This is a genomic window from Microvirga vignae (assembly GCF_001017175.1).
GTDB lineage: Bacteria > Pseudomonadota > Alphaproteobacteria > Rhizobiales > Beijerinckiaceae > Microvirga > Microvirga vignae.
The window spans coordinates 18,921-40,706 of the sequence record NZ_LCYG01000051.1; the positions used below are offsets into that span (position 1 = coordinate 18,921).

Here is a 21,786-nt window from a genome sequence, read left to right on the forward strand (position 1 = left end):
GAATGGTGCAGCCGGCCTAAAAGAATCGCTTTCCAGAACGAGCTTATTGTATACAATCATGAATGCAACTGCTTTTGTAAATTGGCTCTTGGTGCGAGATCGAAATGGATACTAAATGGTGGCGAGCCCACCTTGCCCCGTCAGTCCCGTCGAGCATGCCCAATCGTTCCTCGAAAACAGCCGGATCCCGGAGCGAATCCGTTTATTCCGGCTTGCGCCGCGCCATCATCGAGCAGGCCCTGATGCCCGGGGACAAGCTGACGGAGGACGTAATTGGCGAGCGGTTTGGCGTCAGCCGGACGATCGTCCGCACCGCGTTGGCCAAGCTTAATGCGGAAGGGCTCGTCGACCTTCAGCCCAACAAGGGCGCCACCATCGCCCAACCGAGTCTGTCGGAGGCGCACGACGTGTTCGAGGCACGGATGTGCCTTGAGCGACAGGTCCTTGCGCGCTTGGCCGAGCGGATCACCGATCGGGAAATCGCCATGCTGGAGCAGCATGTGGCCCTGGAAACGAAGGCCAATGCCCATGACGGCCCGGCCGCAATCCGCCTTGCCGGCGAGTTCCACATCCTCCTGGCGGAACTGTCGGGCAATGGGGTGCTCGCCCGATTTGTGGACGAGGTGGTGTCCCGCTGCTCCCTAATCCTGGCTCTTTACAGCCGTCCCCATTCCTCGGATTGCTCAATCAACGAGCACCAGCAGATCATTGAGGCTCTGCGCGCCCGTGACGCAGCTCGCGCCATGAAGGCGATGGACCATCACCTGCAGGCAGTGACCGATCGCGCCCTTCTCTCGTCGAGCTCCGACAAGCACCGCGACCTCCGCTCGATCCTCGACCGCTACGCGAGCTGAGGTGTCACCGGCCCTGCGCCGGGACTCCTTCCTTCTCTCTTCTCCTGAGATCCTGCCCGGCCGTCCCGGACAAGGGCAGATTCGCGCGTGGATGCCTGCCGTCGATTTTCTCCGAAGCGAATTGACGCCTCTTCTGTTGTATGCAATTTTTTCTATTTATTGGATACAATAAGTCCAAATCAGAGGGTTCAAACGGAGGCTTACAATGAAACCACGTCTCGCCTTATGTCTCTCCGTCGCGATCGGGGCGCTGATGGGCTTCGCCGCAGAGGCGAAAACCCTGCGGTGGTCGTCGCCGACGGATCTCACCACGCTCGACCCATATGCCCACACGGAGAGCTTCACGACGAGCATGCTGCACCACGTGTTCGATCCACTCGTGCGCCGCAGCCGAAATCTGGAGCTCGAGCCGGCACTTGCGGTGAGCTGGAAGACCGTAAGGCCGGATACCTGGCGCTTCGAGCTGCGCCGGAACGTGAAGTTCCACAACGGCAATCCCTTTACGGCCGATGACGTGGTGGCTTCGATCAACCGGCTTCTCGACCCCGGCGCTCGGGCGCGAGGCAACATTTCCACGGTGACTGGTGCGCAGAAGGTCGACGACTATACGGTCGACATCACCACCAAGGGACCCTACCCACTCCTCCTCAACGACCTTGCCGGCGTCTACATCATGGACAAGGAATGGATGGAGGCGAACGATGCCCTGAAGCCGGGCAACATCGCGACCGGCGTCACCACCGCCGCCTCCAGCACGGCTGTCGGCACCGGCCCGTTCAAGGTCGAATCCTACAAGCCGGACGCCGGTACCGTCTTCGTGGTGAACCCCGATTGGTGGGACAAGACCCAGCACAATCTCGATCGCATCGAGTTCAAGCCGATCAAATCGGACGCGACCCGGGTCGCCGCCCTGCTCTCCGGCGAACTCGATCTGATCGCGCCCGCACCCCTGCAGGATCTGCAGCGGATCAGCGGATCCTCCGGCTTCAAGGTGATCGAGGAGCCGTCGCTGCGCCTTATCATGCTGTCATTGAGCTTCCGGCCCGAGCTCAAGGCGATGCCGGGGCAGAAAAATCCGCAACTCGATCTCAAGGTGCGCCAGGCCATGTGGCATGCCATCGACTTCGAGGCGATCAAGAAGCGCGTCATGCGCGACAGGTCCCGCAATACGGGCACCCTCGTCGCGCCGCCTGTCCCCGGATATTCCAAGGACAACGACAAGCCGTTCGGCTACGACCTGGACAAGGCCAAGAAGCTCCTCACCGAGGCCGGCTATCCAAATGGGTTCAAGACCAAGCTCAACTGCCCGAACGACCGTTACATCAACGACGAACAGATCTGCGTCGCCATTGCGTCCATGTGGACCAAGGTCGGAATCCAGACGGAATTGCAGACGGAATCCCGCGCCACCTATTTTCCCCGTCAGGATCGCCACGAGTTCGACGTCTCGATGGTCGGCTGGGCGACCCTGCCGCCCATGGACGGGTTCAGCGTCCTGTCCTCGCTCCTGACCGAACAGAAGGAGGGCTATGGCGGATCGAATTCGGGTGCCTACAGCAATCCGCAGATCGAGGAGCTGACGCGCAAGGCGGCAGTGGAGCTCGATGAGGAGAAGCGTCGCGCCATGCTGGTGGAGGCCCTGAAGGTTGCACGCGACACCGTGGCCTATATCCCGGTTCACCAGCAGCCCGTGGCCTGGGCCATCCGCGACGGTGTCGAGGTGCCCCAGTTCCCGGACGAGTACGTGCGCCTCTGGTTCGCCACCGTGAAGTAAACCTTCCTTCGATGCTTGTGCGGCCCGTTTCACAGCGGGCCGCAGGAGGCAGCCATGTTGAAAGTCCTTCTCTCCCGCCTCGGGCAAGCAGCGCTGGTGATGCTGGTCGTCTCGGCGATATCCTTCGTGATGTTCCGCTTCGTGGGCGATCCTGTCTCATCCATGTCGCGCGAGAATGCCAGCGTCGAGGAAAAGGCGGAGCTGCGCCGCTCGCTCGGGCTCGACCAGCCGGTCGTGGTGCAGTACGGCCGCTTCCTGGCGCGGACGCTGTCGGGTGATCTGGGCATCAGCTATCGCAATCAGCGTCCCGTGACGCAGCTCATCGCGGAGCGGTTGCCTGCGACTCTCGAGCTCGTCCTCGTCGCCACGATCCTGTCCCTCGCGCTCGGCATTCCGCTCGGCGTCCTGTGCGCCCTGAAACCCAACGGAGTGGCGGCGCGGCTCGTGCAAGCCTTCTCGCTGATCGGCATTTCCACGCCGACTTTCGTGACAGGCATTGTGCTGATCCTTGTCTTCGCCGTCAGTCTCGGATGGCTGCCCTCCTTCGGTCGCGGCCAGGTGGTGGATCTCGGCTGGTGGAGCACCGGCTTTCTCACCTTGAGCGGCCTCAAAGCCCTGATCCTGCCCGGCATCACACTCGCGCTCTATCAGCTCACTCTCATCATGCGGCTCGTGCGGGCCGAGATGATCGACGTGCTCTCCAGCGATTATATCCGCTTCGCGCGGGCCCGCGGCCTTCCCAGGCGCTACATCCATTTCCATCTGGCGCTCCGCAATGCGCTGATGCCGGTGATCACCGTGACCGGACTGCAGATCGGCTCGCTCATCGCCTTCGCTATCGTCACGGAGACGGTGTTCCAGTGGCCGGGCATGGGCCTGCTCTTCATCCAGGCCGTCAGCTTCGTCGATATTCCCGTCATGGCCGCCTACCTCCTGTTCGTCGGCCTGCTTTTCGTTCTCATCAACACCGTGGTCGACATCCTCTATGCCGTCGTCGATCCGCGCCTGCGTGCGAGGTCCGCATGAAAACGGCCGCTTCCTCCCCTCGTCCTATGTCGCCGAGCCTGATGACGCGGATCGGCGCGCCGATCTCCGTCATGATCGCCGGAGCTCTGGCGCTCCTCATCGTCGGCTGTGCCCTGATGGCATCATGGATCGCACCCTACGATCCGACGGATCTGGCTAGTTTCGAGCTGATCAATGCCGAACTGCCGCCCGCCTTCACGGCCGAAGGCGACAGCCACTTCCTGCTCGGCACGGACAACCAGGGCCGCGACCTTCTCTCCGCCATGCTCTATGGCGCGCGCGTCTCCATCGCCATCGGCGGCGGAGCGGTGCTCGTGGCAGCGACGCTCGGCGTGATCCTGGGCCTGCTCGCCGGCTATTTCGGCGGCAAGGTCGATGCCGTCATCATGCGCATCGCCGATGTGATTTTGAGCTTCCCCACCATTCTGCTCGCGCTTCTTGTGAGCGGCATTGCCCGCGCACTCTTTCCCGGTGCGGCAACAGCCGAATGGGCTCCGGTCATCCTGATCTGCGCCATCGCGATTCACGAATGGGTGCAATATGCGCGCACGGTGCGCGCCGCGACCATGGTCGAGACCGCCAAGGATTATGTCCGCGCCGCGAAGGTGATCGGCCTTCCGCCCTCACGGATCATGCTGCGTCACATCCTGCCCAACGTGATGAGCCCGGTGCTGGTGATCGCCACCATCAATCTCGCGGCGGCGGTGTTGACGGAAGCGACGCTTTCCTTCCTTGGCGTCGGCATGCCCCCCACCTATCCATCACTCGGGACATTGATCCGCATCGGCAACGAGTTCGTCTTCTCCGGGATCTGGTGGATCGCCCTCTTTCCGGCCCTGACTCTGGTGATCCTGGTTCTGGCAGTCAACATCGTGGGCGACTGGCTCCGCGACCGCTTCAATCCCAAACTTCGGGTGAAACGATGAGCACGCTCCAACCTCCCGTTCTCGCCATCGACAATCTGCGCGTCGAGTACCCGCTCGCCAACGGCACCACATTCACTGCCGTCGAGAATGCTTCGATCACGATCGGGCCCGGCGAGATTCACGCCCTCGTCGGTGAATCGGGCGCGGGCAAGACTACGATCGGCAACGCGGTGATGGGTCTTCTGGAGAAGCCCGGCCGCATCGCCGCAGGCACGATCCGCATCGGCGGAAAGCCCTTCGATCCTGTGGCGGGCTCCGCAGAGGGCGTCGTGCTCGGCAGGGATATCGGCGCGGTGTTCCAGGACCCGATGACGAGCCTCAACCCGCTCTTTACCATCGAGAGCCAGCTCACCGAAACGATGCGAACGCATCTCAAGCTGGACAAGGCGGCCGCACGCGCCCGCGCACTCCAGCTGCTGAAAGCAGTGGGCATTCCCGAGCCGGAGCGGCGCCTCAAGGCCTATCCGCACCAGCTCTCGGGCGGTCAGCGCCAGCGCGTGGTGATCGCCGCCGCCCTGTCCTGCGATCCGAAGCTCGTCGTCGCCGACGAACCGACCACCGCACTCGACGTGTCAGTGCAAGCGCAAATCCTCACGCTTCTGCGCGATCTCGCCGACCAGCGCGGCATCGGGATTCTTCTCGTGACGCACAACATGGGCGTCGTGGCGCAGATCGCCGACCGGGTGACGATCATGCATCGCGGGAAAGTGGTGGAGACGGGCCCGACTGCCGAGGTCCTGCGTCGCCCGAAGGCTCCTTACGCGAAGGCTCTGATCGGCGCAGTGCCGCGCATCGACGTGCGGCTCGATCGCTTCCCGGTCCTCGGTGAAGAAGGCAAGGGCCGCGCGGCGGAAGCCCGCGCCGCCTTGCGGGCGAAGGCGGAACGAACCGACGCGACCACCGATGGAACGCCGATCCTCGCCGTCGAGGATCTCTGCGTCGATTACATGACCGGCGGCTGGCTGCCCGGATCGACGGGACACCGCTTCCGGGCGGTCGACAAGGTGAACTTCACGGTGCGCAGCGGCGAGGTCTTCGGCCTTGTCGGCGAGTCCGGATGCGGCAAGACCACCATCGCCAATGTCGTCTCCGGTCTCGTGCGTCCGACGTCCGGCCGCGTGATCTATCGCGACAAGGTCATCGCCGGCGAGGGAACAGTGCGCCGGATCGGCCCTTTGCGACAAGCGATCCAGATGATCTTCCAAGACCCCTACTCCTCCCTCAACAGCCGCCTGCGGATCGGCTCGATTCTGGCGGAGCCCATTCTTTTCTATCGTCTCGCCGCGACGAAAGCGGAAGCGGAGCGGGACGTGGGTCAGCTCATCGAGGCCGTGGGGCTCGAAGCCGAAGCGGCGCAGCGCTTCCCGCACGCCTTTTCGGGCGGCCAGCGTCAGCGCCTGTCAATCGCTCGCGCACTCGGCGCACGGCCCAAGCTCATCGTCTGCGACGAGCCGACCTCCTCGCTTGACGTCTCAGTGCAGGCCCAGATCCTTAACCTGCTCAAGGATCTGCGCGACGCCACGGGCCTGACGCTGCTTCTGATCAGCCACGACCTCGCGGTGGTGCGCCAGATGTGCGACCGCATCGCGGTGATGCGACGTGGAGCCCTGGTGGAGGAGGCTGCGTCCGAGACGTTGTTCACGTGTCCCCAACATCCCTATACGAAGGAGCTCATCTCCCTCGTTCCAACCCTCGACCGCATCCGCGGCGAAACGCATGCCGCCTGACGACCGGAGTATCGCATTCAATGGCTGACATCATCATTACCCATGGCATCGTCGTCACGATGGACCCGCAGCGACGCGTCATCGAGGATGGCGCCGTCGCCATCGAGAAGGACAGGATCGTTGCCGTCGGCACGACCGACGAGGTGCTGGCTCAGCACCGGGCTCCGACCGAGATCGATGCGAGCCGCAAGATCGTCATGCCTGGACTGATCGACGGCCATGCTCATGCTGGGCACGGCTTCATCAAGACCATGGGCGGTGGCGACGGACAGCAATGGTATGAAGCCTGCGAGAAAGCCTATACGGTCGCCTCGACGCCAGAGTTCTGGCACGCGGAGGCGCGGCTCGCCGCGCTGGAGCGCCTGCGCTTCGGTGTCACCACGGGCGTCTCGCTCCTCGGTGGCGGCGACACCATCCTGCGCACGGACGAGCCAGTCTATGGCGATGCCCATTGTGAGGGCGTGCGCGAGGTCGGCACTCGCTCCGTTGTCGCGGTGGGTCCGACGCGACCGCCGCATCCGCGTATCTATGCCCGCTTCGTCGACGGCACAGCGGTGGAGCGGCCGGTCACCTTCGAGGAACAGTTCGAGACCTGCCGAACGCTCATCGAGACCTGGCACGGCAGCCAAAATGGCCGTCTCAACATCGCTCTCATCACGCCGACCCTGCGTCCCGAGCATCGTGAACAGCTTGGGGCCGTCAATCTCGAGGAAGCGCGCAGACAAGCCCGGATGACGGCGGATCTCGCCCGAGAAGCCGGACTCGTCTTCACACAGGACGGACACAACAAGGGCAGTGTCGCCTATGCGAAGGAACTCGGCATCCTCGGTCCCAATGCGCTCCTCTCCCACGCCACCGATCTGACGGACGAGGAGATCCGCATCGTTGCCGACACGGGTACCCACATCGCTCACAACCCGAGTGCCATCGCCTCGATCCTGGGACGTTGCCCCGTCCCGGAACTGCTGGAGGCCGGCGCCAATGTCTGCCTCGGATCGGACGCGACGGCGCCGGACCGCTCCGGCGACATGTTCCGCCACATGCAGCAATGCATGCACTACCACCGCAGACACTTTCGGGACCCGACCTGGCTCCCGCCTGGTCGCGTGTTGGAAATGTGCACCATCGATGCCGCAAAGGCGCTCGGCATGGAGAAGGACATCGGATCGCTCGAAGCGGGCAAGAAGGCGGACGTGGTGTTGCTCGACCTGCGCCGACCGCATCTCTACCCGCTGAACATGCCCGTGTTCCGTCTCATCTATTTCGCCAACGGCAACGATGTCGATACGGTGATCGTCGACGGCCGCATCGCACTGAGGGATCGCAAGGCCACCTTCGTGGATGAGGACGCGGTGCTCGACGATGCGCAGCGCGAGACGGAAGCGATGCTGGATCGCACCGGTTTCCGCTTCATGCTGGAGACTCCCAAGATGTTCTGGAACCACGTGCGGGCGACGGACCAGATCGAACACTAACGGCTCGGGAGGCGGGCCGGCGGCTCCCCCTTCCCCAACTCCCGACGCAATGACCATGGACCGCGGCCACCGCACCGGCAGCCGCGAAAGGAGAGGTTTTGCCTTCCGTGAACTCCTTCGAGATCGAACAGGCGCCCTATGCCAAGGCGCCGCCCAAAGCCCGGCATGCTCCCCTGACGAGACTGCTGCTGTTTACAGGTCTTTGCCTAGTCCTCGGAGCCCTCAACATGCGACCGGCTCTGACGAGCCTTGCCACCGTGCTGACCGACGTCGAGCAGGATCTCGCCGTGGGGCGTCTCTGGACCGGTTTCATCACCACTGCCCCGGTCCTGTGCTTCGGAATCTTCGGGCTGCCCGCGCCCTGGCTCGCGGGACGACTCGGCCTGGAGCGCGCCATTGCCCTGCTGCTCCTGTTTTTGTTCATGGGCCTTGCCCTGCGCACCCAGGTCTCCAGCGCCGGGCTCGTCGCCAGCACGCTGATATCGGGAGCAGCCATCGGCATGGCCGGAGTGCTCCTGCCAGTCGTCATTCGCCGCGATTTCCCAGAGCGCGCCGGAATTGCGACCGGCGTCTACACCATGGCGATGAGCATTGGCGGCGCGAGCGCGGCCAGCCTGACCCCGATCCTTGAGCGGGCGACCGGTACCTGGACCTCCGCCCTCGCGATCTGGTCCCTGCCGGCGCTTGCCACAGCCCTCGCCTGGGGCGGCTTGGCCCTCGTCTCGCATCGCGCCAGCCGGATGGCCCGGCTGCCGCACTTCTCCGCTCTCCTGCGCGATAGGGTCGCCTGGAACGTGACCGCCTTCATGGGCCTTCAGGCAGGACTTGCCTTTATTGTCCTCGGTTGGCTCCCGACCCTCCTCAGGGGCCGCGGCTATGGCGGCCTGGAGGCGGGCCTCGTCACGTCCATTTCGATCCTCGCACAGGCGATCACTGCCCTGATGGTGCCTTCTTTGGCGACCCGGCGTGTCTCTCCGGCTCTGCTGGTAATCCTGGTGCTGGGGGCGACCATCGCCGGCTTCCTGGGCCTGCTCTACGCGCCGGTGGAAGCACGCATCATCTGGGCCCTTGTGCTTGGTCTCGGTCAAGGCGGCCTCTTTGGCCTTGCACTCCTGTTCATTTCCCTGCGCTCGCCCTCACCGGAAGCGGCGGCCATGCTCTCGGGTATGTCGCAGAGCATTGGCTATCTCGGTGCCTCCTTGGCTCCCTTCATGGTGAGCATGCTACGAGGCTTCAGCGATGCCATGGGAGGTCCCGCCATGTTCTTTCTTGCTATTGCCGCCCTGTGCACCGTTTTTGGTCTGCGTGCCGCACGGCCCGGCTTCGTCCTCACACAGATGGGAGACTCGCACCCGCTTCTGAGTTCATTACCCCATAGGAAAGGGTCATGAGCAGACGGGTCGCAGGAGCCTTTGGTGCCCGGGTGGCGCTGACGGTCGTTGCGGTCGCGCTTGTCGCCACGTCAACTTCGTCCGCCTCCGCAGCAGCTTCGAGGCGGAAGCCCGCACCCTGCATCGCGTCGTCTCACAGCGAGCAGACCAGCACGAAGCGCATCTGACGAGCCTTGCCGCCGTACTGGCCAGTCTCGACCACTCGCTCGCGACCCTTCGCGCCGTCGCCGAGGCCGTTTTGCGCTTTTACCCACGGATCACGGCTCTGTCGCGAATTTTCGATGACGACAGAAAGAGGGCTATTCCACCCGCAGGTCTCACGCGGCCAGTCTGTCGAACTGTTCGGCGGGGATAGCGGCCGATTACAGGCATACTTCGCCTGCTGTTTGCGCATCATGTGCACCATCTCGATGCCACTAAGGATCACTCGCGCGGACACCATCGGCTTGAACCCGGGTATCGGTCGAATTCGACGTTTGATGGCGCGATGATCCTGCTCAATGCGATTATTCAAGTAGGCACTTTGTCGGATCCGGATAGGTTTCAGATCATGTCGCGACCTTTCCTGGAGCCGGTCTGCAGCATCGCAGGACAGGATGGCTTCCCGGTTCGTCTGGCTGCCGTCGATGACAATCCTCTCGGATCGGCCGTGGCGCTTGAGCGCCTTGTTTAGAAAGCGCTTGACAGCAGTCAGATTGCGCCGCTCGCTGAACCAGAACTCGACCGTGTCACCATTGCTGTCAACGGCGCGGTAAAGATACATCCAGCGCCTACGGACCTTGATACAGGTTTCGTCCACGTGCCATTTCCGGCTGACGCTTCGTTTGCGAAGATTGAACTGCTCAAGCAGTTCGGGCGTGTACCTGACGGCCCACCTGTGGATGGTCGCATGATCGACCGAGATGCCCCGCTCGGCCACCATCTCTTCCAAATTCCGGAGGCTGAGAGAATAAGCCAAGTACCACCGCACGCGGAGCAGGATTATCGAGTGATCAAAATGCCTGCCCTTGAACGCGCCACCCTCCTCCCCGAAGCCAGGGAAGCAGTAGCTGAAACTCTGAACCAAAACGTTTGCGACACATCCGGCGATGAACATGCCTCAAGAGCTCACACATCGTCCATTCAGAGTCGTCTGCCACGAATGCTGAATATGAGATTGCTGCAAAGGGTACAGACATACTTCCGCAAGCCCGAACTGCCGCCAGCAGTCCAGTTGCAAGTGGCTCATATTGATGAACGGGTGGAAGCTCACGCTCAAAGCGAGCTCAAATCAGGGATGTGCTGCGCCGGTACGAGAGAGGCAGTCTCGAAGAAGCTGAAGCCGTCAAAGAACTGCTCAAGATCCTGTGCTGAGAACAATCCAGGCTTCTGTGTGCTCCTACCCTACCCGCCCCTCAGCACATAGCCGCGTCGGCGCTTTCGCTGGAGCCAGGTCTCAAGGGCTTCTACGGCGCGTGATTGGTTTTCGTAGATCTCAATTCTCCTCCGCCCCTGTCGCCCAATGCGGCCCCACTCACGTATGAGCGTCGCATCACCAAACAGGCTGGGCTCGATCGAGAGCACATAATAGCGAGCCATGTTGCAGCTTGGATCGCGCCTGTCGAGGACCAGGTATTGGATCGTGTCTTGGGACATGCGCCAGTGTCGCGCAAGCCGGCCTATACGGTCCAATCAAAGTCCTGAATCCATCAAGCGCTAACGATTCACAACTGTGATGCACCCTGCCATTGTGGAGTTTCAGCCTCCCAGTGGCTTGCCCGTGAGAAGCACCTTGATGCTCTGACCCTGTGCTCCCTGCGGCCCGGCAAGCCCGCCAGTCAGTCATCTCGACGTGCATAGTCCCTCTCCCTACGACATTCGGCGCCTGCGCATGGCGAGAAGTTCGACACTCAGGTCAACCTTGCCGGCTTTGACCAGGCGCGCCATGGCGCGGAAGTAACCGCCCGGGTTCTTGATCCGGCCTTCGCCGCTGGAGACATCGGCATCGTAGAGCTGGAGCACATAGATGACCGTAACCGCGGCCCTGACCAAGCCGATTTCGGCCACCGCCTCGTTCCAAGCACTTTCGTTGGCGCTCAGCGACGCCCGTAGGTAGCGCCCGGCCGCCACGATGTCGGCCACATCCTCAATCGGCTTTGGGTAGTCCCTGAGGGTGGGGCAGGCCTCAAGGATCAATTCCGGTGATAGGTGCTCAGTGGTTTGTTCGTTTTGAAGAACCGCCCCAGCTTTCTTCGGAAAGCCTTTGTTACAAGTCTCACTAGGAGAACCGTTGTTTGTTTCTAAGTGGCGGACTCCGAGTCCGGCATTGCCCGCTTCATAGAAGGTCTCTTCAGCCTCAGTTCTCAACAGCTGCCAGGCGTCTAGGAGGTCGGCCGGCAGGGTGACATGGGAGCGGGTGGGGGTGCGGGCCTGAAGCGCCTTCAGGCGGGATTCCAGCTCAGTGCGATCGAGATCCGGGAAGTGTTCCGCCAGGGCGCTCAGGGCCTCTTCGGTGGCGCGTCGACAGATGGTGACCTCATCGAAGGCCCGCTTCTGAACCTCCCGGAGCTGCTTCTGCTCCATGAGCATGACAGCCCAATCGCCCCGGCGGGCATAGATAGGGGTCAGATCAAACCCGAAGGCATCGACCACCTGCCCGGACAAGTCCTTGACGGCGAAGCGTTTGCCGTTGGGCGAGTCCCTGGGAACGATCAACTGCAGATCGATCAGCTGGCGCAGGATGCGCCGGATCGCCCGCTCGGTCAGTCCTGTCCGGTTCATGAGATAATCGTTGGACGGCCAGACGAGCAGCCGCTCCCATTCCTGCTCGCCCCAGCAGGCCACGAGCTCGGAGAGGACTACCCGTTGCGCGGGTCTCAGGTCGAGCGCCTTGCCGGCGTCCCGGGCTGCGGCAGATAATTCCTTACGTGTTACTGTGCGCCCGGTGTCGAGCGCAAGCTTCCCTGCGACCAAAGCAGCATGTCTCAGCCGCCGGCCTCCAGACGATGCGAGCTGCATCGTACCCTCCATGTTGAGGGCAAAGCGGGAGCGTTCACCGAAACCGATGCTCTTGACAGTCAGCTTGTCGGGATGGCATAAGGAGATTGTCACATTTCCAAATGCCCACCCCTCGGTGGACTCCAAAGGCCCTCGAAGTTTCCAGCTTCGTGGGCCTTTTGCTTTGCCTGGTTTACATCACGGCATTTCGATCCTTTTGAGCGAACATGGTCTCAAGGGCGTGAGTGATGACTTCCTGACGCGACTTGAAGCGGCCGCTCTCGACAGCCTCGTCGATCGCGGCCCCCAGAAGCCCAGGTATCCAGACGTTCATCTCCCGATCACCCCGCTCGCGGCGCGACTTGCGGAAGCGTTGAACCCGTTCGATACCTTTCGCGTCAGCCATGGCATCCCATCCATCGCACTTGTGACGTATCGAGAAATGACCGATTCTGAGTTGGCTGTGGAGTCGGGGCGCAAGAATCCATTCATAATAGATGGATTCTCCGTTGGAAAACTCCTTTAGGCAGAATCAATTAGCCCAAAAGGCCGAATCAATTCGCAAGTAAAAGGCTGGTTCCAGGCGACTTGGCGTTACGCACTTGATTCTATGCACTGAGTTATAGAGTCGCCATCTGGGCTCACACCTCGACACTTTTCTCTGCAAGACTCGGTGTTTAGCCTTGAAGACTATTTCCCGGCAAAAACGCTACCATCAATATTTGGGGTAGTCTCATGAGCCCGGTTTCTTGGAGGAGTGACTGATAAGTGCTCATCTGCTTCACGATCGCAGTTGATCACAGGAGCCTGATGGAGTTTCGACGTAGGTTACGGGGCTGTCCTTCCAACCGAACAGCGCGACGATGGACTTGCTTCGGAAAAATGGAGAGCCTCTCATGAAGCAGGAGGATCTCCATGCCCCACACACGCTTTACGAAAGAGTTTCAGGATGAGGCGGTGCGGCTTGCCCTGACCAGCGGCCGCAGCCGGCGCGAGATTTCCGCGGATCTCGGGTTCGGCCTATCCACTCTACGCCACTGGATCGATCGCCACCGCGGACGTGAGATCGACGATCCGCCCGAGGAGCGGCAGGAGGACATGGCGGCCGAGCTGAAGCGGCTGCGGCGCGAGAACGAGAACGAGATCCTGCGCCAGGAGCGGGAGATCCTGAAACAGGCCACCGCTTTTTTCGCCAAGGAGGGAAGTCGATGAAGTTCCGGTTCATCGATGTGGCGAAATCGGCCGTTACATCGATGGCTTCTACAACTCTGTCCAGCGTCATGCGACGCTTGACTACGTCAGTCGGGTTCAGTTCGAAAGACTGGCCGGATAGCTGTCAAACCGCTCTACACAAAAGCGGAGCAAGACCAACCGTCATGTGTCGCCGAGTAGTGGATTTACCGGCCGCCTTTGCCGCATAGAGCGCAGAGTCAGCAGCTCCTATAAGATCAATCACGCTGCTCATCGATCGGTCGAACTCCGCCAAACCAACGCTGGCCCCGACACTCACAAACTCGCCGTCGATTTTGATCGGCTTTGAGACGGCTGCGATAATCTGATCTGCTAGGTGCTCTGGATCGCCAAGCGCGGCATCGGCTTTCGCTACGACAACGAACTCGTCACCTCCAAGCCGTGCTACAAAGCGCTCTGGACCGACGGTTTCCTTCAATGTGGAAGCGGTTTGGCGGAGCACTTCATCCCCCGCCAGGTGCCCCATTCTGTCGTTCACCTGTTTGAATCCATCTAGGTCGATCGTCATGAGAACGATCGGATCCGGAGAAGAGGATCTTGAAAGCAGCTCAGTGAGATGATGTTCGAGAAACGCGCGATTGGGCAACCCTGTCAGATAATCATGTCGAGCCAGTGCAGCTAGTTCGCGCTCAGCCCTCAACCTAGCCGCGAGTGTGTCGTGGATGTAGTAAATGAGCTGAACGCCTGCCGTAAGGAAAAGAATGTGAAGGAACGACAAAGCGACAGAAGTCGGGCTGAAGAACCAGAATCCGATGCAAATCACTGGAATGTGCATCAGTGAAAGCTGTGCAACTGCGATTTTTGGTCGTACCGCTACTCTGATGATCATCCCTGTTGAGTATGCAATTGCCGTTGTGACCGTCAGCAACTGGGATTCAACGTCACCGACGATCAGTGTGCGCGAGGTCAAAGATCCTACGCAGATCGAGAAAATGAATCCTCCTAACCCGTACAGGGCTTCCCAGACTTTATGGTTCAAGGTTCCATGGCAGCGCAGCACAAGATGGTAGGCGACTATAACAGCTATTCTGTAAAGGCCGATTGAGAGACCTGCAGCAAGTATAACGTACGTGAGCAGATCGTTCGTTCGAACTGCGGCCATAGATCCGGCAAGCGCATAGCCTGTTACAACAATAATGATCGACGGAAGCGCCGTGTACATCAGGCCGATCAAAGTTTGCTCGATCTCTTCGTCCGAATTTGTGTAACTGGGCGGCAAGATAAAGACCTCACTTCACTCCGAAGAGACAGGAGTCCTATATAGACCAATTGTCGACATATCATTGCCTCTTTTGTCTAACCTAGAGGCCCCTCTTCATAGAAGGATTGTCTTGGGTTCAGGTATCGGAGCGACTACGCCTCCAGCGCTCCTGGCCCGACTAGACTTTCAATTCTGAGAGCTATTCGGAATCGACGCCGCCTTGCTGACGGTCAGAATTGGGTCAGCCTCTGAAGTTCCCCTACCCCTTCGGAATGTCTGCTTCGGCCTGACGAGCAGACACTCGGCCTTCTTCCGAGAAGTGCCAGAAGCTGTCCTTCCTGCCGGAGAGACACAGGGCAGAAGCTGATCAGCCGGCGCGCTCGCTCGAAGCGGCAGACCAGACGCCGGCGGCATTCCACCAGTCAAGACGGACATCCCGATGCAGACGATCAAGCATTCGTGGGAGATTCCGGTCTGACGGCGACAGCCAACGGTCGTCGACGGCCCCCGGAATGTCTGTTCAGGGTCAGGCAGTGAAATTCGCCGACCCTTAGGAACGTCTGGTTACGCGAGAATTGCTGTCATTAGGCTTAGGTCTCATGAGTGCCAGTTCCAGACCTTCCTGATGTACGGGGCGTCGGATAACACCCGTCATGCTCATCCGGCAGCTTCGTACCGAAGGCATCGCCGCCGCGCGGTCCACGACCAAACTCCGGTTTGGCATCGACAAGCGTCTGGTCGCTGTAGATCTCCGGCTGGTCGCTGCCGGCGAACACCTTGGCGCCACCTGAATGATCGGGATGGTTGTGGGTATAGATGATCGCGCGAACGGGTCGCGCCATCCGATCCCCGGACGCTTCGACGATCGCACGTGCATCGACCGGATTGGCCGACGTGTCCACGATGATCGATCCGTCCCGGCCTTGGATGAGGGTCACGTTGCTGGCGGAATACCCGACCGCCACGAACACCCCGTTAGTGACTTCGATCACGTCCTTGCGGAACTCGGCTGAACTGGCACGGAGTTGCTCTCGCCCGACACATTCATCTTGGGCGATGGTAGGCGTTCCAAGCCCCAACAAAGAAACGATGGCCATAGCGGTCTTCAATCGGAAGTTCCATGGATGCTGCATGTTGCCTCCACTGTCACGGTCCTGAATCCACGGGCGCCGCAGCGTCTTGGCAGTAAGACCCACGCTGGAAACAGTCTTCACCGTCAACGACTACCTGCAGCTCCGGGACCGCGCGCTGTCAGGCGATGTCATCACCGAGCTCCCGCCGTTTCTCGCCGCCACATTCATCCGGAGTGGAAAGCTGGTTCCGGTCCTTCCCGAACGGCCGTTTCCCGAGTCACCCGTTCATCTGATCTACCGGCAGCACCGCCATCCCTCGTCGATCGTTGGGGCCTATCTGGCGTTCTGCCAAAGTTTCCTTCCGACATCAGGAAGCGGTGCGAGATCCAAGTCCCCGATGATCCGAGATAGTGCTGCGAGGAGCACCAATCGGCGCGCCATGCTTCTCGCCCCAGAGCTTGTCGCCTGCACGGTGAGGGAGGTGCCCGATGAAGGGCCTGAACCTGGCTGGACACTGCTGCCTGACGATGAACTGGAACCGCTGACGGACCGCATCGATCGGGAGGCTGGTGCCGAACCCATATGGGTGTTCGCGTAGGGATCGTTGATCTGGAATCCAGGCTTTGAGGTCGCCGAGAAAGAGCGCGCCACAGCGTATGGTTGGCACCGGGCCTTCTCCCTCAGGATGGAGAGATGGCGGGCCGCGAGTGAGCAGCCAGGCTTGATGATGGCGCTTGAGCCCGGGGGAAGATGCGACGGTGTGAACCTTCGCTTGCCGGACGAGCATCGACGGGAAAGCCTTAGGATCCTCTTGCTCCGGGAGATCCATTACGGAGAGGTGGTCGATATGGTGCGCTGGCTGTGGGTCAGAACCCGGGCGGGCAGCCGGCGCGCACTGTCCTTCTGGGCAGATGTCAAAGGCGATCGATTAGTGAAGCGATTGCCGTTGCCTGAGGTAGCTTTCATGCTCGCGCGGGCTTGTGGGCCGGCTGGTTCATGCGCCGAGTACCTCCACAACACTGTCGCCCACTTGGAAGCCGAAGGCATTCGAGATCGCAATCTGTGGCGGCTTCAGGCCCTCGTCGCAGAGGACCTTCGCCAATGACACTTCGGATAGTGGGCCAAGTTCACTTCACCGGATGGTCCGCACCGGGTCAAACGCTCACATGCCGGCCACTCAACGGACGTCATCTCTTAAGCGCTGAAGCGGACCACGCTCTTTCGTTCCGGTTTGGGCAGGAGCACCTCAGAGCACTCCTGCCGCGGTGCTATGAGCCGGCTTCTTAGCCGAGACCCAGTTCCTTAAGGATGGACGAGATGCGGCTCTGCTCCTCCTTGATGAACGTCGTGAACTGGGCAGACGGCATGTAGAGATCGACCCATTCCCGTTCCTGAAGGAGCTTCTTCCAGGACGCACTCTGCACCAGCTTGGCGACCGCCGCTTCGAGTGCCTGCTTGTCCTCGGCGCTGACACCGGGAGGAGCCATCAATCCGCGCCAGTTGACGAGAGTGGCATCGACGCCCTGTTCCCGGAAGGTGGGAATGTCGACGCCGGGAAGGCGCTCCGGCGACGAGATGCCAATCGGCCTGAGCTTGCCCGCCTTGAACTGACCGGCAACCTCGTTAAGACCACCGGTAGCGACGGTGATCTTGCCGTTCATCACCAGCGGCAGCATCTCGCCGCCGGTGCCCACGGGAATGTAGTTCATCTTCTTCACATCACCGCCGGCAGCCTTGACGACCAATCCGCACAGGACGTGGTCGGGAGAGCCGTGCGCGAAGCCGCCCCAGGTGACTGACCCCGGATCTTGCTTGAACTTGTTCACCAGGTCCGTGACGGTCTTGATGGGCGATTCAGCAGCAACGAACAGTGGCTGGTACTCGCCCTGGAGCCGCGCGAGGGGCGTAGTCTGTTCCAGCGTTACCGGGGACTTGTTGATGACGGGCGCACCCACGAGACCGAAACCGGCGATCATCAGCGAGGGGTCTCGATCCTTGGAGTTGATGAACTGGGCCAGCCCGATGGTGCCGCCGGCACCCGGCACGTTCTGGACCTGCACGCTGGTCGCGATTTTTTCGCTCATCAGGACCTCCTGCACCGCGCGGGCGAGCTGATCGTATCCTCCCCCGGGACCGGCGGGAGCAATGATCTTGAGGCTCTTGAGCTGTTGCGCCCATGCTGGCAGCGCCGGCAGAAGACCGGCTGTGGCGGCTGCAAGGAGGGCTTTGTTGAAGCTACGACGGTCTAAGGACATTTCCTGTCTCCCACATACGTTCTCCTCGGCACGAGAAGAACCGCAATGTTATTGCTCTGGGGGCGTATAAGTTGTGGCCCGAGCTTACGGGGTACGTTAGGGTCGGAACCTGTCATTCACCTGTCATCCAGAGTGACGGAAGGCATGCGCATCTTTCTGGTTGAGGACACGCGGGACGTGGGCGAGGCGATTGTCGAGCACTTCGCCCGGATCGGCCATGTCGTGGACTGGGAGACCGACGGCGAGGCCGCAGCCAACACGCTCGACGAGACATTATATGATCTGATCATTCTTGACGTGATGCTGCCGGGCTGGAGCGGGTTTTCGATCCTGCAACGCCTTCGGACCTCCGGCAGCACGACCCCCGTCCTGATGCTCACCGCTCGGTCCGAGGTGGAGGACCGGGTGAGCGCCCTCGACATCGGTGCCGACGATTACCTAGTGAAGCCGTTCGACTTTCGTGAGCTGGAAGCGCGAGCTCGGGCTCTGCTGCGCCGCCGCCATGGCGAAGCCACGAACCTGCTCGAATGCGGCGACATCTGCATCGACAGGTCGGCTCGTGCCGTTCGGGTGGGCCAGCGCGAAGTACACCTGACCCGCCGTGAAGTGACCCTGCTCGAAATCTTGGCCTCGCGTCCCGGCCGGGTCTTCAGCAAGGAGGATTTGCTGGACCAGGTCTTCGGCTTCGACGAGGAGGCTCCCTCATTCAACGCAGTCGAGCTTTACATCGGCCGTCTGCGCAAGAAACTGCAGGGAGCGAATGCCCAGATCGTGACGGTTCGGGGTTTCGGCTATCAGATGGTTCCGCATGGCGCGTCGTGAACCATCCCTGTTCTCCCGCCTGATCGTACTCATCTCGCTGGTGCTACTGGCGGGTGCCGCCGCTTTGACGACGGCAGCCTGGTATTATGCCCGCGAGGCCGCGAATGACGCCTATGACCGTCTGCTGGTTGGCGCAGCGTACCAGATGGCAGAGGCCCTCAACGTGCAGGGCGGAACTCTGACGGTCGAACTGCCGGTGTCGGCTTTCGAGTTGCTGGCGAGTTCGGAGCGTGACCGGATCTTCTACAAGGTCGTCGATCCGGGTGGCCGCACCTTGACCGGGTATGCCGATCTGGTGACGCCTGAGAGCGATGCTCCTGCCATGGCAAGCCCGGCCGTCCTGGACGGCCGGTTCAAGGGGGTGGATGTTCGGATGACAAAGGTCGGCCGCTACTTCTCTGATCCTTCCGTCCAGGGACGTGTCGACGTGGTCGTGGCCCAGACCACAGAGGCGCGCACGGCTTTGGCCCGGGAGTTGACCTTGCGTGCGGTGGCGCTTGTCATAGCCATGAGCGCTCTGGCCCTCGGCGGAGCCGTTTTTGCGATCCGGTATGCACTCAGGCCTATCGGACGCGTTGGAGCCGTGCTCCGGGACCGGGACCCCCATGACGTGACGCTGATCACCGTCAGCACACCCCGCGAGCTACGTCCGTTTGTTTCCGCGACGAATGAGTTCATCACCCGCCTGAAGAGCCGAATGGATCTGATGCAGCAGTTCATCGCTGATGCCGCACACCAGATCCGCACGCCCCTGACGGCATTGAAGGCTCAGCTTCAGCTTCTGTCGCGACAGCCCATGGAGCCCCAGGCGCTGCAGTACCTCACACGGGTGCAGGAGCGTGTTGACCAGCTGTCCCGCCTCGCAGGCCAGTTGCTCAGTCACGCCATGGTCAACCATCGTGCGGGAGCCGTACCGCTTGAGCCAGTGGATGTGGTCGAAATTGTTCGGCATGCGATCCGCGAGGCGGTGCCGGAAGCGCTTGACCGCGATGTCCTGACCTCCCTGGAGTTGCCGCCGGTTCCGGTGACGATTGCAGGTGATGCCATCAGCCTCAAGGAAGCGGTCAAGAACGTGGTCGACAATGCGATCCGCCATGGCGCTCCAACGCAGCTCACGCTTCGCGTGCGCCAGGAACTCAAGACGGTGGAAATCGAGGTCGAGGACGATGGCCCGGGCATTCCCCCTGAGCTGTGGCCTCAGGTGACCGAAAGGTTCGGCACACCTTCGCCAGACGGATCCGGGCTCGGGCTCTCCATTGCCGCGGACGTGCTCGCTGCCCATGGTGGAAGCCTGAGCTTCCGCCATGCGGACGAGAATGGCTTTGCCGTCATCATGAGCTTGCCTAGCGAGACTGGACCCAACTCATGAATGGCCTGAAGTTCCCGCTGTGTCGGCCCACGTTGCTGTGCCTTTGTCTGCTCTGGGCTGTAGTCCAGCCTTCAGCAGGCTTTACACAGGGTAGCCCAACCCCGATGTTCCCTGCCCTGCAGACTGAGCAAGAGGTTCTGTCAATCCATGCTGCAACCGACCGCCCGGCCATGGAGCCGCTGATCCGTGATTTCCAACTCCTGAATCCCAATACCCGGGTTGAGTTCGTGGAATACGTCACGAACGATCTCTTTGCTGCGGCGAACAAGGCTTGTCAGGACGGCCGCCCCTTAGGTGATGTCCTTCTGTCCTCGGGCGTCGACCAGCTGGTGAAACTTGCCAACGACGGCTGCGCACGCAGTGTTGACTCGCCGGAAACCCAGACGGTGCCACGCTGGGCCAATTGGCGGGACGAAGTCTTCGGCTTTACCTTTGAGCCGGTCGTGTTCGTCTACAATCGTGAGAAGGTTCCTGTTGAGGATGTCCCGAAAACACACCTTGAGATTGCTGACCTTCTGCGATTGAAGCCTGAGACCTATCAGGGCCGCGTCGGCACCTACGATATTCGTCAGTCGGGCATCGGCTATCTGCTGGCGTTCAACGACTCGCAGCAGACGACCACCACGTATGGCCGGCTCCTCGAAAGCCTTGGGCGCGCCCAAGCCGTCGTGCGCTGCTGCACAGGTGAAATCCTTGATGAGATCGAGGCAGGTCGTCTCCTCATCGGCTACAACATGCTGGCGTCGTATGCCTATGCCCGCGTTCGCGCTGGAGCCAATCTCGGGCTGGTCATGCCCGCGGACTACACCCTTGTGCTCAGCCGGGGAGCGATGCTCCTTGCCGAGGCGAGCAATGCCACCGCAGGTGCCCGCTTCATAAGTTATCTTCTATCGGCCCGCGGCCAAACGCTGGCACAGCGCGAGGCCTTCTTTTTCGGTTTTGCCGGAGAGGGGCCCACCGGCCTTGAAGGAGCAGCCTCTATCGTTCGGACAGGGATCGCCCGCCCGATCGCGATCAGTCCCGCCCTGCTTGCGGTTCAGGACGACGAAAGGCGCAGACGGTTCATCGCTGACTGGAGTCGCTCCCTCGTCGACATGGCGACCCGGTAGACCACTGGCCTACTGCAACACATCGGGATCTTGCGCAAAGGCAATGATGCGGGAGGTTGGCGTTAAGCCTTCGTGTGTTAGCCGTCAGCCTTGCGCGTGCCGCCGTGGAGTTGGCGATTGCCCCAACTCCGCAGCGCCCGTTGCGTGATGCTGGCGATCTTCCACCCGCCCTGGACTTTGCCGAACCGAAACTCGTAGGCCCCGCACGAGTGATAGAAGTCCTCGCCCTCCCCATTGAAGTCGCGGTCGAACCTCAGGATCAGGTAGTTACAGCGTCCCCTCACGCCATCCTCGTCCTTCGACAGCAGCAGGTTGGAGAAGCTGTGATGCTTGGCCAGGGTGTCGACCGCATCCCGCCGGCGTTGAACGAACTCGGTCCCGCTCATGGTGCTGGGCTGCTCGCGGCCTGACGAGGAATAGTCGATGAATACCTCGGGTGCGAGACAGTTCTCCATGGCGCCCCAATCGCGCTCATCGAAGGCTAGGAAGAAACGGCAGAGGACATCGTTGATGGCAACGTGGTCGAGAGCGTCCAAGGCTTCCATACCGGTCATCCT

Annotated in this window: 19 protein-coding genes and 3 pseudogenes; 14 read left to right on the plus strand and 8 right to left on the minus strand. The window is 61.3% G+C overall.

Annotated elements, in window-relative coordinates:
• The first annotated feature begins 155 nt into the window (after positions 1 to 155).
• The 8 genes from AA309_RS18865 (at position 156) to AA309_RS35320 (ending at position 9,340) form a co-directional block, all read left to right on the plus strand.
• Positions 156 to 854, plus strand: coding sequence for a GntR family transcriptional regulator (locus AA309_RS18865; protein ID WP_047190566.1), 699 nt, complete (start codon positions 156 to 158; stop codon positions 852 to 854).
• Between the two features lie 205 nt (positions 855 to 1,059).
• Positions 1,060 to 2,628 carry an ABC transporter substrate-binding protein gene (locus tag AA309_RS18870; RefSeq protein ID WP_047190567.1) on the plus strand — a complete coding sequence of 523 codons (1,569 nt, stop codon included), beginning with the start codon at positions 1,060 to 1,062 and terminating at the stop codon, positions 2,626 to 2,628.
• Positions 2,629 to 2,682: 54 nt separating this feature from the next.
• Positions 2,683 to 3,654: an ABC transporter permease gene (locus AA309_RS18875; protein ID WP_047190568.1), complete on the plus strand. Its 972-nt coding sequence runs from the start codon at positions 2,683 to 2,685 to the stop codon at positions 3,652 to 3,654.
• A complete protein-coding gene (locus AA309_RS18880; RefSeq protein WP_425286893.1) occupies positions 3,651 to 4,580 on the plus strand; it encodes an ABC transporter permease in 930 nt (309 codons plus the stop codon). The genes AA309_RS18875 and AA309_RS18880 overlap by 4 nt, the downstream gene beginning before the upstream one ends.
• A complete protein-coding gene (locus AA309_RS18885; protein ID WP_047190570.1) occupies positions 4,577 to 6,307 on the plus strand; it encodes a dipeptide ABC transporter ATP-binding protein in 1,731 nt (576 codons plus the stop codon). The genes AA309_RS18880 and AA309_RS18885 overlap by 4 nt, the downstream gene beginning before the upstream one ends.
• Positions 6,308 to 6,327: 20 nt before the next feature.
• Positions 6,328 to 7,782, plus strand: coding sequence for an amidohydrolase family protein (locus tag AA309_RS18890; protein WP_047190571.1), 1,455 nt, complete (start codon positions 6,328 to 6,330; stop codon positions 7,780 to 7,782).
• A 107-nt stretch (positions 7,783 to 7,889) separates the two neighbouring features.
• Positions 7,890 to 9,173 (plus strand): MFS transporter, encoded by a 1,284-nt coding sequence (locus AA309_RS18895; RefSeq protein WP_150117643.1) that lies wholly within the window; start codon positions 7,890 to 7,892, stop codon positions 9,171 to 9,173.
• The gene (locus AA309_RS35320) at positions 9,170 to 9,340 is read left to right on the plus strand and encodes a hypothetical protein (RefSeq protein WP_160310497.1); all 171 of its coding nucleotides are present in this window, start codon (positions 9,170 to 9,172) and stop codon (positions 9,338 to 9,340) included. Before AA309_RS18895 ends, AA309_RS35320 begins: the two co-directional genes overlap by 4 nt.
• 150 nt (positions 9,341 to 9,490) lie before the next feature.
• Here AA309_RS35320 and AA309_RS18900 read toward each other — a convergent pair.
• The 4 genes from AA309_RS18900 to AA309_RS18915 all read right to left on the minus strand — a co-directional run bounded on the left by AA309_RS18900 (position 9,491) and on the right by AA309_RS18915 (position 12,555).
• Positions 9,491 to 10,239, minus strand: a protein-coding gene (locus tag AA309_RS18900; RefSeq protein ID WP_244470425.1) for an IS6 family transposase whose coding sequence is annotated in 2 segments (ribosomal slippage) — positions 9,491 to 9,525 and positions 9,525 to 10,239 — 750 coding nt in all. Because the reading frame shifts where the segments join, the coding sequence is not laid out codon by codon here.
• A gap of 317 nt (positions 10,240 to 10,556) precedes the next feature.
• Entirely contained in the window at positions 10,557 to 10,808 is a 252-nt protein-coding gene (locus AA309_RS18905) for a WGR domain-containing protein (RefSeq protein WP_047190572.1), read from the minus strand.
• A 213-nt stretch (positions 10,809 to 11,021) separates the two neighbouring features.
• Positions 11,022 to 12,170, minus strand: a complete 1,149-nt coding sequence (gene repC, locus AA309_RS18910) for a plasmid replication protein RepC (RefSeq protein ID WP_047190586.1) — start codon at positions 12,168 to 12,170, stop codon at positions 11,022 to 11,024.
• A 172-nt stretch (positions 12,171 to 12,342) separates the two neighbouring features.
• Positions 12,343 to 12,555 carry a ribbon-helix-helix domain-containing protein gene (locus AA309_RS18915; protein WP_047190573.1) on the minus strand — a complete coding sequence of 71 codons (213 nt, stop codon included), beginning with the start codon at positions 12,553 to 12,555 and terminating at the stop codon, positions 12,343 to 12,345.
• A gap of 509 nt (positions 12,556 to 13,064) precedes the next feature.
• On the opposite strand from AA309_RS18915, the pseudogene AA309_RS18920 reads away from it, so the two are divergent.
• Positions 13,065 to 13,387, plus strand: a pseudogene (locus AA309_RS18920) (transposase); the annotation flags it as partial.
• A 98-nt stretch (positions 13,388 to 13,485) separates the two neighbouring features.
• On the opposite strand, the gene AA309_RS18925 reads toward AA309_RS18920, so the two are convergent.
• Together AA309_RS18925 and AA309_RS18930 are read right to left on the minus strand one after the other, a co-directional pair.
• Entirely contained in the window at positions 13,486 to 14,619 is a 1,134-nt protein-coding gene (locus AA309_RS18925) for a GGDEF domain-containing protein (RefSeq protein WP_047190575.1), read from the minus strand.
• 572 nt (positions 14,620 to 15,191) lie between these two features.
• Positions 15,192 to 15,698: an MBL fold metallo-hydrolase gene (locus AA309_RS18930; protein ID WP_052954837.1), complete on the minus strand. Its 507-nt coding sequence runs from the start codon at positions 15,696 to 15,698 to the stop codon at positions 15,192 to 15,194.
• Between the two features lie 82 nt (positions 15,699 to 15,780).
• On the opposite strand from AA309_RS18930, the pseudogene AA309_RS37785 reads away from it, so the two are divergent.
• A pseudogene (locus tag AA309_RS37785) lies at positions 15,781 to 16,017 on the plus strand (LysR substrate-binding domain-containing protein); the annotation flags it as partial.
• A gap of 96 nt (positions 16,018 to 16,113) precedes the next feature.
• Positions 16,114 to 16,779, plus strand: a pseudogene (locus tag AA309_RS18935) (gamma-glutamylcyclotransferase).
• Positions 16,780 to 16,957: 178 nt separating this feature from the next.
• On the opposite strand, the gene AA309_RS18940 reads toward AA309_RS18935, so the two are convergent.
• Entirely contained in the window at positions 16,958 to 17,929 is a 972-nt protein-coding gene (locus tag AA309_RS18940; protein WP_047190576.1) for a Bug family tripartite tricarboxylate transporter substrate binding protein, read from the minus strand.
• A gap of 144 nt (positions 17,930 to 18,073) precedes the next feature.
• On the opposite strand from AA309_RS18940, the gene AA309_RS18945 reads away from it, so the two are divergent.
• From AA309_RS18945 to AA309_RS18955, 3 genes are all read left to right on the plus strand, one after another.
• Positions 18,074 to 18,751 carry a response regulator transcription factor gene (locus AA309_RS18945; protein ID WP_047190577.1) on the plus strand — a complete coding sequence of 226 codons (678 nt, stop codon included), beginning with the start codon at positions 18,074 to 18,076 and terminating at the stop codon, positions 18,749 to 18,751.
• The gene (locus AA309_RS18950; RefSeq protein WP_047190578.1) at positions 18,738 to 20,120 is read left to right on the plus strand and encodes a sensor histidine kinase; all 1,383 of its coding nucleotides are present in this window, start codon (positions 18,738 to 18,740) and stop codon (positions 20,118 to 20,120) included. The genes AA309_RS18945 and AA309_RS18950 overlap by 14 nt, the downstream gene beginning before the upstream one ends.
• 104 nt (positions 20,121 to 20,224) lie before the next feature.
• Positions 20,225 to 21,229, plus strand: coding sequence for an ABC transporter substrate-binding protein (locus AA309_RS18955; protein ID WP_244470424.1), 1,005 nt, complete (start codon positions 20,225 to 20,227; stop codon positions 21,227 to 21,229).
• A gap of 77 nt (positions 21,230 to 21,306) precedes the next feature.
• Here AA309_RS18955 and AA309_RS18960 read toward each other — a convergent pair whose 3' ends face one another.
• The gene (locus AA309_RS18960) at positions 21,307 to 21,774 is read right to left on the minus strand and encodes a nuclear transport factor 2 family protein (RefSeq protein WP_047190579.1); all 468 of its coding nucleotides are present in this window, start codon (positions 21,772 to 21,774) and stop codon (positions 21,307 to 21,309) included.
• Positions 21,775 to 21,786 lie beyond the last annotated feature (12 nt).

Bases quoted from the DNA above. Each gene is read 5' to 3' on its own strand.
- AA309_RS18865 (WP_047190566.1), top strand. From the start codon at position 156: ATGCCCAATCGTTCCTCGAAAACAGCCGGATCCCGGAGCGAATCCGTT.
- AA309_RS18870 (WP_047190567.1), top strand. From the start codon at position 1,060: ATGAAACCACGTCTCGCCTTATGTCTCTCCGTCGCGATCGGGGCGCTG.
- AA309_RS18875 (WP_047190568.1), top strand. From the start codon at position 2,683: ATGTTGAAAGTCCTTCTCTCCCGCCTCGGGCAAGCAGCGCTGGTGATG.
- AA309_RS18880 (WP_425286893.1), top strand. From the start codon at position 3,651: ATGAAAACGGCCGCTTCCTCCCCTCGTCCTATGTCGCCGAGCCTGATG.
- AA309_RS18885 (WP_047190570.1), top strand. From the start codon at position 4,577: ATGAGCACGCTCCAACCTCCCGTTCTCGCCATCGACAATCTGCGCGTC.
- AA309_RS18890 (WP_047190571.1), top strand. From the start codon at position 6,328: ATGGCTGACATCATCATTACCCATGGCATCGTCGTCACGATGGACCCG.
- AA309_RS35320 (WP_160310497.1), top strand. From the start codon at position 9,170: ATGAGCAGACGGGTCGCAGGAGCCTTTGGTGCCCGGGTGGCGCTGACG.
- AA309_RS18905 (WP_047190572.1), bottom strand. From the start codon at position 10,808: ATGTCCCAAGACACGATCCAATACCTGGTCCTCGACAGGCGCGATCCA.
- repC (WP_047190586.1), bottom strand. From the start codon at position 12,170: ATGCAGCTCGCATCGTCTGGAGGCCGGCGGCTGAGACATGCTGCTTTG.
- AA309_RS18915 (WP_047190573.1), bottom strand. From the start codon at position 12,555: ATGGCTGACGCGAAAGGTATCGAACGGGTTCAACGCTTCCGCAAGTCG.
- AA309_RS18930 (WP_052954837.1), bottom strand. From the start codon at position 15,698: ATGGCCATCGTTTCTTTGTTGGGGCTTGGAACGCCTACCATCGCCCAA.
- AA309_RS18940 (WP_047190576.1), bottom strand. From the start codon at position 17,929: ATGTCCTTAGACCGTCGTAGCTTCAACAAAGCCCTCCTTGCAGCCGCC.
- AA309_RS18945 (WP_047190577.1), top strand. From the start codon at position 18,074: ATGCGCATCTTTCTGGTTGAGGACACGCGGGACGTGGGCGAGGCGATT.
- AA309_RS18950 (WP_047190578.1), top strand. From the start codon at position 18,738: ATGGCGCGTCGTGAACCATCCCTGTTCTCCCGCCTGATCGTACTCATC.
- AA309_RS18955 (WP_244470424.1), top strand. From the start codon at position 20,225: ATGTTCCCTGCCCTGCAGACTGAGCAAGAGGTTCTGTCAATCCATGCT.
- AA309_RS18960 (WP_047190579.1), bottom strand. From the start codon at position 21,774: ATGGAAGCCTTGGACGCTCTCGACCACGTTGCCATCAACGATGTCCTC.